Source organism: Bacillus timonensis (assembly GCF_000285535.1).
GTDB classification, from domain to species: domain Bacteria; phylum Bacillota; class Bacilli; order Bacillales; family Bacillaceae_L; genus Ferdinandcohnia; species Ferdinandcohnia timonensis.
The window spans coordinates 363,804-378,288 of record NZ_HE610988.1 but is presented as its reverse complement, the minus strand read 5'-3'; the positions used below and the strand labels follow the sequence as shown (position 1 = coordinate 378,288).

At 37.1% G+C, this 14,485-nt stretch carries 15 protein-coding genes; 9 read left to right on the top strand and 6 right to left on the bottom strand.

Annotated features, from left to right (window positions below; genetic code table 11):
• The coding region (locus tag BTHG_RS25440; protein WP_010678416.1) for a universal stress protein at window positions 1-471 on the bottom strand (471 nt) is incomplete at its 3' end.
• A 216-nt stretch (window positions 472-687) separates the two neighbouring features.
• On the opposite strand from BTHG_RS25440, the gene ald reads away from it, so the two are divergent.
• Both ald and BTHG_RS19435 read left to right on the top strand, forming a co-directional pair.
• Complete coding sequence (ald, locus tag BTHG_RS19440) at window positions 688-1,809, top strand: alanine dehydrogenase (RefSeq protein ID WP_010678415.1); 1,122 nt, start codon at window positions 688-690, stop codon at window positions 1,807-1,809.
• Between the two features lie 140 nt (window positions 1,810-1,949).
• Window positions 1,950-2,687, top strand: a complete 738-nt coding sequence (locus BTHG_RS19435) for a hypothetical protein (protein WP_010678414.1) — start codon at window positions 1,950-1,952, stop codon at window positions 2,685-2,687.
• Between the two features lie 19 nt (window positions 2,688-2,706).
• Here the strand turns inward: BTHG_RS19435 and BTHG_RS19430 are convergent, their stop codons facing one another.
• Window positions 2,707-3,801 (bottom strand): M24 family metallopeptidase, encoded by a 1,095-nt coding sequence (locus BTHG_RS19430; protein WP_010678413.1) that lies wholly within the window; start codon window positions 3,799-3,801, stop codon window positions 2,707-2,709.
• Window positions 3,802-3,999: 198 nt separating this feature from the next.
• Here BTHG_RS19430 and BTHG_RS19425 point away from each other — a divergent pair, with 198 nt between their 5' ends.
• The 3 genes from BTHG_RS19425 (at window position 4,000) to BTHG_RS19415 (ending at window position 6,426) form a co-directional block, all read left to right on the top strand.
• On the top strand, window positions 4,000-4,683 hold the full coding sequence (locus BTHG_RS19425) for a metal-dependent hydrolase (RefSeq protein ID WP_010678412.1): 684 nt from the start codon (window positions 4,000-4,002) through the stop codon (window positions 4,681-4,683).
• A gap of 98 nt (window positions 4,684-4,781) precedes the next feature.
• Window positions 4,782-5,024: a hypothetical protein gene (locus BTHG_RS19420; protein ID WP_010678411.1), complete on the top strand. Its 243-nt coding sequence runs from the start codon at window positions 4,782-4,784 to the stop codon at window positions 5,022-5,024.
• A gap of 91 nt (window positions 5,025-5,115) precedes the next feature.
• Window positions 5,116-6,426: a CBS domain-containing protein gene (locus tag BTHG_RS19415; protein WP_010678410.1), complete on the top strand. Its 1,311-nt coding sequence runs from the start codon at window positions 5,116-5,118 to the stop codon at window positions 6,424-6,426.
• Window positions 6,427-6,469: 43 nt separating this feature from the next.
• Here the strand turns inward: BTHG_RS19415 and BTHG_RS19410 are convergent, their stop codons facing one another.
• Complete coding sequence (locus BTHG_RS19410) at window positions 6,470-6,769, bottom strand: YtpI family protein (protein WP_010678409.1); 300 nt, start codon at window positions 6,767-6,769, stop codon at window positions 6,470-6,472.
• 106 nt (window positions 6,770-6,875) lie between these two features.
• Here BTHG_RS19410 and BTHG_RS19405 point away from each other — a divergent pair, with 106 nt between their 5' ends.
• Window positions 6,876-7,817 (top strand): DHH family phosphoesterase, encoded by a 942-nt coding sequence (locus BTHG_RS19405; protein ID WP_010678408.1) that lies wholly within the window; start codon window positions 6,876-6,878, stop codon window positions 7,815-7,817.
• A 43-nt stretch (window positions 7,818-7,860) separates the two neighbouring features.
• On the opposite strand, the gene BTHG_RS19400 is transcribed toward BTHG_RS19405, so the two are convergent.
• The 3 genes from BTHG_RS19400 to BTHG_RS19390 form a co-directional block, all read right to left on the bottom strand.
• Window positions 7,861-8,049 (bottom strand): hypothetical protein, encoded by a 189-nt coding sequence (locus tag BTHG_RS19400; protein ID WP_010678407.1) that lies wholly within the window; start codon window positions 8,047-8,049, stop codon window positions 7,861-7,863.
• 145 nt (window positions 8,050-8,194) lie between these two features.
• Window positions 8,195-8,698 carry a sporulation membrane protein YtrI gene (gene ytrI / locus BTHG_RS19395; RefSeq protein ID WP_010678406.1) on the bottom strand — a complete coding sequence of 168 codons (504 nt, stop codon included), beginning with the start codon at window positions 8,696-8,698 and terminating at the stop codon, window positions 8,195-8,197.
• Entirely contained in the window at window positions 8,699-9,037 is a 339-nt protein-coding gene (locus BTHG_RS19390; RefSeq protein WP_010678405.1) for a YtrH family sporulation protein, read from the bottom strand.
• 161 nt (window positions 9,038-9,198) lie between these two features.
• Here BTHG_RS19390 and BTHG_RS19385 point away from each other — a divergent pair, with 161 nt between their 5' ends.
• From BTHG_RS19385 to BTHG_RS25435, 3 genes are all read left to right on the top strand, one after another.
• Window positions 9,199-12,570, top strand: coding sequence for a DNA polymerase III subunit alpha (locus BTHG_RS19385; RefSeq protein WP_010678404.1), 3,372 nt, complete (start codon window positions 9,199-9,201; stop codon window positions 12,568-12,570).
• Window positions 12,571-12,773: 203 nt separating this feature from the next.
• Window positions 12,774-14,003, top strand: a complete 1,230-nt coding sequence (locus tag BTHG_RS19380) for an NAD(P)-dependent malic enzyme (RefSeq protein WP_010678403.1) — start codon at window positions 12,774-12,776, stop codon at window positions 14,001-14,003.
• Between the two features lie 72 nt (window positions 14,004-14,075).
• A partial coding sequence (locus BTHG_RS25435) for a FadR/GntR family transcriptional regulator (protein WP_010678402.1) occupies window positions 14,076-14,485 on the top strand: 410 nt, incomplete at its 3' end.

The window sequence follows — 14,485 nt, the reverse complement described above, 5'->3', positions numbered from 1 at the left end:
TTTTTTTTGTGTTTTATATGTTAAAAAATCTTTCTCAGTTCGTACTACCATCACATCACATTTTGCATAACGTGTAATGTTCTCAGAAACACTCCCTAAAAGGAAACGTTCAACAGCGTTATGACCAGTTGCACCACAAATGATTAAATCAACCTGATGCTTTGGCGCAATTTCTTTTGGGATTTTTATTTTTGGTGATCCGAATTCTAGTATAGTTTCTATATCCTCAATCCCTGATTCACTAGCAATATCCTTATATTGGGTAAGTAAATCTTTTCCATACTGCTCTGATTGTTCGGTTAGATTGCTTTGTATTGCACCAATCGCCGCAAACTGCTTTAAGTCAATCACATGAGTAATAATGAGCTCTGAATGGTATCGCTTACAAACGTCGATTGCTTTTTTAAAAGCCCATTCAGCTTCTTTAGAACCATCAACAGCCACAAGAACTTTTTTATAGGTAACTAGCATTTTTTTAGCCCCCTAAATATAGAAATGGTCTTTCTACTATTAGTATAGCACCGAATTTCAGTTAAAAAGAAAAATAACCTTGTATAAATAGTGAACTTTTTCTTGATTATTAGGAACAAAAATACTACTATGTAAGTGTTTTCACACCTGTTATAATAGAATTTGAACTTATAAGGGAATGAAGATTACTGATAATAAGTAGGGGAGTGTTGTTTCATGCGAATTGGTGTACCTCGGGAAATTAAAAATAATGAAAACCGCGTAGCAATGACGCCGGCTGGTGTTGTAAATCTTGTAAGCTCTGGTCATGAAGTGTATATAGAGACAAATGCTGGGAGCGGCTCTGGGTTTACGGATGAACAATATGTCGTTGCAGGGGCTACGATTGTAGACACAGCAAATGAAGCATGGTTAATGGACATGGTGATGAAAGTAAAAGAACCACTTCCAGAGGAATATCAATATTTTCGTGAAGGATTACTCTTATTTACGTATTTACATTTAGCAGCTGAACCAGAATTAACAAGAGCCCTTGTTGAGAAAAAAGTAATTGGGCTTGCTTATGAAACCGTTCAACTACCAAACCGTTCCCTGCCGTTGTTAACACCGATGAGCGAGGTTGCAGGTAGAATGGCAACACAAATCGGTGCACAATTTTTAGAAAAGCCGCATGGTGGAAAAGGAATTTTATTAGCAGGTGTCCCTGGAGTTCATCGTGGTAAAGTAACAATCATTGGTGGAGGAGTTGCAGGTACAAATGCAGCTAAAATGGCAGTTGGTCTAGGTGCTCAAGTGACCATAATAGATTTAAATCCGGAACGTCTTCGCCAGCTCGATGATGTATTTGGATCGGATGTAACAACACTTATGTCAAATCCACTGAATATTGCAGAAGCAGTTAAGGAATCAGACCTTGTAATCGGTGCAGTACTCATTCCTGGAGCAAAGGCACCTAAACTTGTCACGGAAGAAATGATTAAATCAATGGCACCAGGTTCAGTTGTCGTGGATATTGCAATTGACCAAGGTGGGATATTTGAAACAACAGACAGAATTACGACACATGATAACCCGACTTATATCAAGCATGATGTTGTCCACTATGCAGTTGCGAATATGCCTGGAGCAGTACCACGTACGTCAACTTTTGCACTGACAAATGTAACGGTTCCATATGCGTTGCAAATTGCAAATAAAGGCTTTAAACAAGCATGTATGGAAAATGATGCCTTGTTTAAAGGAATTAATACGTTGGATGGATATGTAACCTATAAGGCGGTAGCAGAAGCTCATGGAATATCCTATTCAAATGCAAATACACTTTTAGAGAGCCGATAACATTTAGGGGATACCTTTTTAGTAGGTATCCTTTATGTTTTTACTCGTTCTTTATCATTGTCACCAATTTTAATGCATAAAAATAAGATGAATAAGGGCCTAAAAGGGTAACATTACAAATTGTAAAGGAGTGCATGATTATGGGTTCATCCGTTTTTTATAATGGCTCATTAGCACCCTATGTTCATCAACCAGATTCTTCGACTCCAAGAATGACGAATCAATCAACCTATTATTCAAATTTTGTATCCGAGCATATTAAACTCCAGGAAAAATATAATGAAACCATTAAACAATATATTAAAAATAATGACGGGCTAATTAAGCAATTAGCAGAAGAACAAAAGGGATTGCAAAGGCTATTTTTCAAATATGAACAAAATCAAATGGAGAAAAATGAAAAGTTTTCTAAAAAGATGACCGAACAGAAAAACTTATTGGAGGTTTTTGTTGGATTTATGAAGAAACAAGAAAAGTTCAATGAGACAGCATTCAAACAGCAAGTCGATAATAAAGAGCAGCTTGAGGTTCTTGGTAAAATTGTTAAAAATCAAGAGGTATTCAATAACAAAGTTTCTGAAAATATGAATCTAGTAAAGGAGCAATTTGAGCAAATTATTGCCACCCTAAAAAAACATGAGGTAAAAAATGAAACCATTTCAAAACACTTTGACGTAAAGGACCAAAAGGATCAGGAAATCGTAGATACCATAACCGAACAAAGGGAATTATTTTTTAAGGTTTTAAATAGTCTTCAGGATAATAAAGAGCAATATGATATTTTATTTGATTATGTACGTAACCAAGATAATTTTAACCATAAGTTGTTTGAATATCTTTGTTCGAAATTTGAAGAGGAAGAAAATGCAGTTAATTAAAAAGGACCCTACTGGGTCCTTATTTAATGATAAGTTCTTTAGGGAATTTAGTAAGTGTTTCTGCACCATCCGCGGTGATAATCATATCATCCTCAATCCGAACGCCACCAATTTCAGGAACATAAATTCCTGGTTCAATCGTAAAGACCATCCCTTTTTGTAAAAGCAAATCATTTGTTTCATTCATGGAAGGGAACTCATGAACATCAATTCCAAGACCATGACCAATTCGGTGTGTGAAATACTCTCCAAAGCCAGCATCGGAAATAATTGAACGTGCCTTTCTGTCGATATCGCCAACCCTTATTCCCGGTTTACAAGCATCAACAGCAGCTAGCTGAGCATTTAATACAGTTTCATACACTTCACGTTGTTTTTCAGAGATTTCTCCAAACGCGACAGTTCTTGTAATATCTGAACAATATCCATCAAGAACAACACCTAAATCAAAAAGGACTAAATCTCCTTTTTTGATTGTTTCAAGTCCTGGTTTTCCGTGAGGCGCTGCGGTCTTCACCCCTGTTAAAACCATTGTATCAAATGACATCTGTCTAATTCCCTTTTTCTTTAACTCGAATTCAATTGTTGCAAGTACATCTAATTCAGATTTTCCTTCCGCGATTGCCTGCACTCCAACTTCTACCCCATAATCGGCAAATTTTGCTGCTTCTTGAAGAATAGAAACCTCTTTCTCATCTTTAATCATGCGTAAGGTATGTAATTTTTCTTCAGCAGAGACAAAAGACGAAGAAGGAAATAATTTTGTAATTTGTTCAAATCGTTCAACGGTTAAATGTTCTTTTTCGAGCGCTAAAGTGGATACCGTTACATTTCGTTTTGAAAGTGAGTTTTGGATAAGCTCCCAAGGATTATCGGTATCGCTATATCCGATGATTTCATATTCCCAGCCTGCTTTACGTGCTTGGGTGATCTCCATGTTTGGACAAATCAAGATTGGTTCTTCATTTTGGAAAACGAATAATCCAAGGAGTCTTTCATGTGGATCCGTATAAAAGTTTGTTAAGTAAAATACATTTGGAGTAGAGGTAACAAAACTACATGTAATGTTCTTTTCTGTTAACCAGCTTGAAAGCTGTTGTAATCGTTGATTCATTAATGGACACTTCCTTTTTAATAATAGGGAATATAGTTATTTTAGCATTTTGTGCATTGAAGAGAAAGGTAAGGCTTAGATAATGAAAGGAATTTAGGGTTTGTTTTATGTAGGAAAAGGGTATAAAAAAGAAGGAAAGTAAGCAATTAAAAAGAAGTAATATAATGTCTTTACATTATCTTGGAAGGGGAGATACATATGAAAGTATCCTATCATGGACATTCTGTAGTGAAAATTGAAACAGGTGGAAAAACAATTATTATCGACCCATTTATTACAGGAAATCCTAGTACAGATTTAAAAGCATCAGAAGAAAAAGTCGATGTTATTTTACTTACACATGGTCACGGAGATCACGTTGGGGATACGGTTGAACTTGCTAAGCGAAACTCAAGTCTTGTCGTAGCTCCAAACGAACTTGCTGTCTATTTAGGATGGCAAGGGTTAAATGTACATCCGATGCATATCGGGGGTGCGCATCAATTTGATTTTGGGAAGGTAAAGTTCACGCTTGCTTTCCACGGTTCAAGCATAGAACTTCCTGAGAAACAGGGGTTCGTGTATACAGGTATGCCAGGTGGAATCTTATTTACCGCCGAAGGAAAGACGATTTATCATGCAGGGGATACCGCGTTATTTTATGACATGAAATTAATTGGTGAACTCAATGACATTGATGTTGCTTTTCTTCCTATTGGGGACAATTTTACAATGGGGCCAGATGATGCCTTAATTGCAGCGGAGTGGCTAAAAGCAAAAAACGTTGTTCCAATCCACTATAATACCTTCCCTGTTATCAAACAGGATGCAAACAATTTTGTCTCAAGACTGACGTCCGCGGATGGAAAAGTTTTATCAGCTGGAGAAGCAATTGAATTGTAATACGAGTATTATATCCTCAAATAAAGGCGTGAGAATCACGTCTTTTTTTATTGCTTGCCTCATAGAATGATACAAGCATGTGTAAAGGAGGAAAGGGTATGCATAATCGACTATTACTATGTTTGTTGCTATGTGGTGTCCTACTTTATTATGGAGTGCCTAGATTAACGATTGGAGCTGAGGGATTAGAAGGGATTTTTGCAATCTCGTGGCTCGTTTTTGCCCTCATTGTTATCAGTGGAAATCTAATTGGTTTATTGTATAACCCAAAATCTACTCAAAAAGTGACAAATCCGCAAGTAGCGTCAAACAAACGAAGACAAAGAATGCGCAATTACTAACATAAAATTGAATAAAATGTCCTTCACCCGTATAATAAAGATAAGAAATTTACGGAAATAGACATAGAATGATTATTAGAGGGTGAAGAGCTTGGCGACGAAGCATGAGCAAATTTTACAGTATATTGACACACTTCCGATTGGTGAAAAAATATCGGTACGACAGATTGCAAAAGATATGAAGGTGAGTGAGGGGACAGCTTACCGCGCCATAAAAGATGCGGAAAACAAAGGTTATGTAAGTACGATCGAACGTGTAGGAACAATTCGGATTGAACGCAAAAAGAAAGAAAATATTGAAAAGCTGACCTTCGCTGAAGTGGTCAATATTGTTGATGGACAAGTGCTTGGGGGAAAAGCGGGACTACATAAAACCTTAAATAAATTTGTTATTGGTGCGATGAAACTTGAGGCAATGATGCGTTATACAGGAGCAGGAAATCTATTGATTGTCGGTAACCGTACAAAGGCACATGAATATGCATTAAATGCAGGAGCTGCTGTATTAATAACTGGTGGCTTCGATACAGATGACTCTGTGAAAAAGCTGGCGGATGAGCTCCAGTTGCCAATAATCTCAAGTAGTTATGATACCTTCACCGTAGCAACCATGATTAACCGAGCCATTTACGATCAGCTCATAAAAAAAGAAATTGTATTGGTTGAAGATATTTTAACACCGAAAACAGAGACTGTTAGCCTTCAACTTTCCGATAAAGTGGATAAATGGTACCAGCATAATTCTGAAACGGGGCACGGCAGATATCCTGTAATTGATACTCACTCAAAAGTCGTAGGGATGGTTACTGCAAAGGATATTATGGGTCAGGACCCAAATGCACCTATTGAAAAAGTGATGACAAAACATCCAATGACCGTTAATGAAAAAACTTCTGTTGCATCTGTCTCACATATGATGGTATGGGAAGGAATAGAAATGCTTCCTGTCGTGGATCAGTCGAATCGATTACAAGGGATTATCAGCCGTCAGGATGTATTAAAAGCATTGCAGATGGTTGGGCGTCAACCACAGGTGGGTGAAACTATCGATGATATTGTCACAAATCAGCTAGTGGATATTTCCGCTGATGGTGAGGCCATTTATCAATGTGAGGTAACCCCACAAATGACAAATTATTTGGGGACTGTTTCCTATGGTGTATTTACAACCATTGTCACTGAAGCAGCCAACAGAGTGTTAAAATCGTTTAAAAAAGGTGATTTGGTCATCGAAAACATGACGGTTTATTTTATGAAACCTGTTCAAATTGATAGTATGATGGAAATCCATCCAAGAGTTTTAGAGGTTGGGAGAAGATTTGGTAAGGTTGATGTAGAGGTTTTTAATGGTGGAGTAGTTGTGGGAAAAGCAATGATGATGGCACAATTAATTGATAGATAACTTATAGACAAAACCAAAAAAGACGCAGTTACGCGTCTTTTCTTTAGTTTTGTTGTTCTGCTTCTTTCATAACAAATGGCAGATAATGCTTATAGGCACGGAAACCTGCCCAGACACTACCGCCACCCACTACTATAAGAATAGTACCAATTACATATGAGATTGTAGATGGATGAACGAAAAATGCATTTAAGCCAAAGAGAGCAACGAATAATCCCAAAGCCATACTAGACTTCGCAGAGAGCCATTGTTTTTCTGCTGGACGTCTTGTACGGAAGTATTTTGTTTTATAATAAAAATAAAAGACAAGTGCAAAAATGATTAAAACAACAAGTATTTGCATAGGAATCTTCCTCCAATTCTAAATTGCTATTCCCATTGTAACTTAGAAACTAACCAAAATGCTAGTGAATAGAATGTGAAGAAATAGAATAAAAAGGAGAACTAAAATGATTCAAACTATTCTAAAAAACATAAACGAATTTGATAATATAATCATTCACCGCCACGTACGACCAGACCCCGATGCCTATGGTTCACAAGGCGGCCTTGCTGAAATACTGAAAGCCTCATTTCCTACTAAAAATGTTTATGTTGTTGGTGAGGATGAACCTTCGTTACTCTTTCTTAAGGAAATGGACGTAATCCCCGATAGAGTGTACGAAGGCGCATTAGTGATTGTATGCGACACCGCAAACCAGGGAAGGATTTCAGATCAACGGTATCGTTTAGGTGAAAAAATCATTAAAATTGATCACCATCCGAATGAAGAGCCTTATGGGGACCTTTTATGGGTTGATACGGATGCTAGCTCTTGTAGTGAAATGATTTATGAGCTTTACCGTGAAGGAAAAAAACAAGGATTAACCCTTTCAAAGGAAGCTGCAAGACTTCTTTTTGCTGGAATTGTCGGAGACACGGGGAGATTTTTATTTCCTAGTACAAACCCAAAGACATTTACCTATGCGGGAGAATTAATTAAATATGGCTTCCATTTTCCTGGTGTTTACGAGAGTTTGTATAAAACCAAGGAAAATGTCGCACGCCTTAGTGGTTATGTCTATCAGAATTATAAAGTCACTAAAGATGGTGTCGGATCAATGGTAATTTCTAATAAGATTTTGAATGAATATAATGTTACGCCAACAGAAGCTTCACAGCTTGTTAGTAACTTAGGAAATATCGAAAATATCAAAGTATGGGTGTTTTTCGTGGAGGAAAATAATCAAATCCGAGTTCGCTTTCGCTCTAAAGGACCAGTAATCAATGGAGTAGCAAAGAAATATAATGGTGGTGGTCATCCACTTGCATCAGGAGCCACAATCTATTCTTGGCAAGAGGTTGATGAAGTCATCGCTGATTTGCAGGAAGTTTGCAATCAAGAAAGCTAAAAAACTCAAAAAAATAAAGTCGCTCCCTTAGTGTGCGACTTTATTAGCTTTCTGCCTTAATCGGGATAAACCACGAGCCTATTTCGGTAACTTCTTCAAGAACATTTAGATTTAATGCCTGGATTTCTTTCTTTATTGCATTTACAACATCTGGAGACTCTGCATATGCGGAATAGCCATTTTTAATTCGCGCCATTTTTTCATTTAAAAGTTTTCTTCGGTTAATATACATGACATTTTTCCCTCCTATTATGTTTTATTTTATTTCATTTTTGCCTAAAAATGCCACATGATTTTTAAATTTTCTAAAGATTTTAACATATTTGTAACAAAATATTCACTTTTTACGAAAAAAAGCCTCCTGGACGGAAGCTAAATTAGTTAACCAATTCAATATTTAGCGAGATATCAAGTGTTGTATCAAAAAAGACTGTATGTATTTTGAGTTTGTACTTTTTATCGTCCAATTCATATTCGCGATTCTCGATTGTCCTAAAAAGGAGTTCTTTGTTTTTTGAGACGGATTGAATATCCTTACCAATTAAATCGTTGAGGTCCTCAATCACAGCAGTTTTCATGATGTGAAGATTAAGTGAACTAAGGTCGAATTTTTTTCGATTTGCGAACACTACATTAAAGTCTTGAATTTTAAGTTTACTTTTATTTTCCTCGTTCAATCGTTTTACATCATCAATAAGAATGTCTTTACTTTTTTCTAATTCACTAATTTTACTTTCTTGTTTTGCAATTAATTGAATTTGCTTATCCTGTAACACGCCAAACTGAAATAAAAAGACAAACCAACTTATTAATGCACCAACCACAACTCCTGCAAAAAATCGTTGCCAACCAGGTTTTTGATGATAAGGTGGAACTCTCATTTACGAAATATGCTCCTGTGTAAACCACTCAATTATTTTCCAACCGAACTGTGCTCCCCCCATTGCTGATACAATTAAAAGGAATTGCTTAAAGACATCTTTTGTTTGACCAAGAAAAATCCCTCGTTCAAAACTATAAAAAGCATCAAATGTTCCACCAATTGCAGCAACGAGTGCCCAAATCTTTAACTTGCTGGCTACGGAATAAATTTCAGATAAAGGTGCCTGACCAGAAATAAAAGCACCAAGCCCTCCGATTAGGGAACCGCCTAAAAGGACCCCAAGCGCAATAAAAAAACTATGAATAAATGCAGGCATAAACGCCTCTTTTACTTCCATTTGGACACCCTCTTTTTTAGTCGTTAAATTGACGAAGCTATTTACTATATGTATATGGACAAACTCAGCACACTATGAGTTTTGTTTTGCTTGTTTGGTAAATAAGACTATAATTGAAGTACAAAATAGGACGAAAAAAGTCAGAGAAAGGTGTGATTTCGTTGCCTTTTGTTCATCTTCAGGTTCAAAGCGCCTTTAGCCTCTTATCGAGTGCAGCAAAAGTTGATGCTTTGGTTAAAAAAGCAAGTAGCCTAGGGTTTAAAGCTTTAGCGTTAACTGATGAAAATGTAATGTATGGAGCGATAGCCTTTTACAAAGAATGCATAAAGCATGGAATCAAGCCAATCATTGGCATGACAGCTTCCGTATTATCGGAAGAAGAACATGAACATGACGTAGCTTATCCGATAGTATTACTTGCAAAAAGCAATAAAGGATATCAAAATCTATTAAAAATTAGTAGTGCGATTCAGACTAAGTCGAAGGATGGAATCCCGCGAAGATGGTTAACACAATATCGTGAAGGGTTGATCGGTATTTCGCCAGGCCTTGAAGGGGACATCGAACAAAGTCTTAAGGATGGAAAGTATGAAGAAGCTTTAAAAAGAGCCAATTTATATAAACAAATATTTGAACAGGAAAGTTTTTATTTAGCTGTCCAGAACCATGGTTTACGAGAGGAAGAAGTAATTAACGAAAAACTTTTCCAAATTGGAGCGGAACTACAGGTTCCCGTAGTGGCTACCAATCATGTTCAATACATAGAGCAAGCCGATTCATTTGCCCATGAATGTTTATTATCTATTAAAAATGGGACAAAATTATCTGATGAAGACAGAGTAGTTCTTCCAAGTAAAGAATATTATTTAAAGTCTTCATCAGAAATGACCGAACTTTTTTTCGATACTCCAGAAGTTCTTGAAAATACGTTACGTATCGCACAACTTTGTAATGTGAAAATTGAATTAGGAAAATTTGCATTACCAAAATACCCTGTTCCAAACAATGAAACTGCAGAGGATTATTTATCTCGCATTTGTCTTAAAGGGCTTAATGAAAGGTATCAAAATCCAAACGATGAACAGCTAGAACGACTTCAGTATGAGCTAGACGTCATTAAAAGGATGAATTTTAGTGATTACTTTTTAATTGTTTGGGATTTTATGAAGTATGCCCATGAGAATGGAATTGTGACAGGTCCTGGGAGGGGCTCTGCTGCAGGATCACTGGTTGCATATGTCTTACACATAACCGATGTTGACCCCATTGAACATCAACTGTTATTTGAGCGATTCTTAAACCCTGAAAGAATATCAATGCCGGATATTGATATAGATTTCCCTGATAACCGACGAGATGAAATGATTGAATATGTTTCGAAAAAATACGGCAGACTCCACGTTGCTCAAATTATTACTTTTGGAACATTGGCTGCAAGGGCGGCACTCCGTGATGTTGGAAGAGTGATGGGAATTTCACCTAAAGAAGCCGATTTTCTTGCCAAACAAGTACCTAGTAAGCTTGGAATCACTCTGCAACAAGCCTATGAAGAATCACAAGGATTACGAGAATATATTCAAAACATTGAAATCGGCCGCAAAATCTTTGAAACAGCCAAAAAAATTGAAGGTCTTCCAAGACATACCTCCACACATGCTGCTGGGGTTGTCATTAGTGAACAGCCATTGACAGATTTGATTGCCATTCAAGAGGGACATAATGATGTTTATTTAACACAATTCCCGATGGATATATTAGAGGAAATTGGCCTCTTAAAAATGGATTTTCTTGGACTTCGAAACTTAACATTAATCGATAATATTCAATCCATGATTCAGCGAGGTACTGGAAGAAGCATTGACCTTTCAACCATCCCATTAAATGATCACAAAACATTTGCCTTGTTAAGTAAAGGGGATACAACTGGGGTTTTTCAGCTCGAGTCAAGCGGGATGAGGAGTGTTTTAGCAAGGTTACAGCCGAATGTTTTAGAAGACATTGTGGCGGTAAATGCTTTGTACAGACCTGGTCCAATGGAAAATATCCCATTGTATATTGCACGAAAACATAAGCGTGAAGAAGTTCAATACCCACACCCTGACCTGAAACCCATTCTACAAATGACCTACGGAGTTATAGTGTATCAGGAGCAAATTATGCAGATTGCTTCAAAGATGGCAGGATTTAGTCTTGGTGAAGCCGATTTGTTAAGAAGAGCTGTCAGTAAAAAGAAGAAAGAGGTACTTGATAAGGAGCGGCAGCATTTTGTTCAGGGAAGTTTGAAAAAAGGCTACACCGAAAAAACCGCAAATGAAATTTATGATTTAATTGTCCGATTTGCCAACTATGGTTTTAATCGGAGTCATGCCGTTGCCTACAGTATGATTGCTTATCAGCTTGCCTATTTAAAAGCAAACTTTCCACTCTATTTTATGGCAGCCCTTCTCACGAGTGTGATTGGTAATGATGAAAAGCTTGGTCAATATATTCGTGAATCTAAACAATTGGGAATAACAATCCTGGCGCCATCAGTTAATAAAAGCTTTTATCCATTTATCGTGGAGAAAAAGGCAATCCGATTTAGCTTGGCAGGGATTAAAAGCGTAGGGGTTGCAGCTCTTAAGGAAATTATCGAGTCAAGAAAGGTCAAACCTTTTTCAGACCTATTTGATTTCTGTGTTAGAACTTCGATGAGGAGCATTAACCGTCGAACATTAGAGGCATTAATATGTTCAGGAGCATTTGATGAGTTTGGAGAACACAGAGCAACTCTATTAGCTACATTAGACGTTGCACTTGAGCATGCAGAACTTGTTCGTCCAAAAGATGATGAAAATCAATTTGAGATGTTTTTTGAGGATGAATTCGGACTTAAACCAAAATATGTTGAGGTTGAACCTTTTAAGGAAATGCAAAAACTTCGCTTTGAAAAAGAGGCACTGGGTTTTTACTTATCAAGTCATCCAATTACTTCGTATTCGACTTATTTAAAGAAAAACGGAGCGATTTCGATAGCGGAGGCTTCATTGTATTTACATCAAAATGTGGTTATAGGTGGATTCATCACGAAAGAGAGAACAATACGGACGAAAAAGGGTGAGGTAATGGCCTTTTTAACCATCAGTGATGAAACGGGCGAATTAGAAGGGGTTGCATTTCCAAGGACCTACTTACAATCAGCCAAGCTCTTAAAAAATGATGCACTAGTATTGGTCAAGGGTAAGGTTGAAAGTCGAAACAATCAATTGCAGTTAATTATTAACCAGGCTCAAGCCCTGCCTGATAAAGTGGAGATGGTAGAAGAAGAAAAGAAACTCTTTATAAGAATGGGGAAAAGAAATCAGATAGATCAGGTTTTTATGGAACTAAAAGAATTATTCAAACAATATCCTGGTGAAATCCCAGTTGTTCTTTATTACGAGGAAACACAAAAGACAATTCAGCTTCAACAAGAGCTATGGGTAAATTCAAGTTCAGAATTTTTATCCCAAATTAAGGAATTGTTGGGACCTGAAAATGTGGTCTTACAATAGTCTTTCAATAACATAAATCTTTACATGAACCTCATTTATGTTATATTGTAATAGAAAAGCCAAGTGGCCATACCACTGTTTTTTGGAAAATAAGGAAATTCTAATTTACTAGTTTTTTGGAAAACACTTGATGGACAAGGGTACATCTGGCATCCTTTAAGACTGCCAATTTTTCTTTATAAACAAGGAGTGAAAAAAGGGAAATGACTCTAAGAGAAGAAGCTCTACATATTCATCAAATTCATAAGGGAAAACTTGAATCAAAATCAAAAATTCCAGTTAGAAATGCAAAGGATTTAAGTCTAGCTTATTCCCCTGGAGTAGCTGAACCATGTAAGGTTATTTACGATGATAAGTCCAAAGTATTTGAATACACAATGAAGGGGAATATGGTTGCTGTTGTTTCTGATGGCACAGCAGTGCTAGGCTTAGGAAACATTGGTCCAGAAGCTGCTCTTCCTGTTATGGAAGGAAAAGCTGTTTTGTTTAAGAGCTTTGCAGGAGTAGATGCATTTCCAATTTGTTTAAACACAACGGATGTTGATAAGATTGTGGAAACAGTAAAACTTTTAGAGCCGACTTTTGGCGGAGTCAACTTAGAGGATATCGCTGCACCGAATTGCTTTGTCATTGAAGAACGTCTAAAAAAAGAAGCAAATATTCCAGTTTTTCATGATGATCAGCATGGTACCGCTATTGTGACAGTAGCGGGACTAGTAAATGCATTAAAGCTCGTTGGAAAGAAAATGTCTGAAATAAAAGTTGTTGCAAATGGAGCAGGTGCTGCAGGAATTGCAATTATTAAGCTTTTATACCGCTATGGAGTCCGTGACATTATTATGTGTGATTCAAGAGGTGCAATTTATGATGGCCGTACCTTTGGAATGAATGATGTAAAAGCAGAAGTAGCAAAATACACAAATCGTAATCGCTTAGAGGGATCTTTAGCGGATGTCCTTAAGGATGCAGATGTCTTTATTGGTGTGTCTGTTGAAGGTGCACTTACAGCGGACATGGTAAAAACGATGAACCAAGATTCAATTATTTTTGCTATGGCAAATCCAAATCCTGAAATCATGCCAGATGTGGCATTAGAAGCTGGTGCTAAGGTTGTTGGAACTGGAAGATCCGATTTTCCAAACCAAGTCAACAATGTACTCGCTTTTCCGGGAATTTTTAGAGGGGCTTTAGATGCTAGAGCTACTCATATAAATGAACAAATGAAAATTGCAGCAGTGGAAGCAATTGCATCATTGGTGTCAACAGAGGAGCTACGTTCAGATTATGTTATCCCTGCTCCATTTGACCCACGTGTTGCGCCAGCAGTTGCAGCAAGTGTAGCTAAGGCAGCAATGGAAACAGGTGTAGCAAGAATCACTGTTAATCCCGAAGAAGTTGCTGAGAAGACACGCCGTTTAGCAATTATTGAATAACTTTATTCAGCAGAAGTCCTCTGTTTTTATAAAAGTGGCAGGAATATGCATTAGGTGATTGGATGAGATATAGTGACAGCTCCTAATTCTAAGGTTTACATTGAAATCGTTAAGCAAATTAGGTCCATCATTCAAGATGATGGACTTTCCGCTGGGGATAAAATTCCGTCAGAACGAGAACTATCAGACCGTTTGGATGTAGGGCGCTCCTCTGTTAGGGAAGCGCTAAGGTCATTGGAGTTATTAGGGCTCATTGAGACGAAAAGAGGAGAAGGTACGTTTCTAAAGGATTTTGGAGATCATCAATTGATTCATTTATTAGGTACCTTCATCATCCAAGGAGATAAAACAAAGAATGATCTCATTGAAACAAAACATTCACTCGAAAAATCATGTATCGAATTGGCTTGTCATAAAATGAGCGATGAGATACTTACAGAAATAGAAGAAAACCTTTGGATTGTCGAAGACCCAGAAGAATT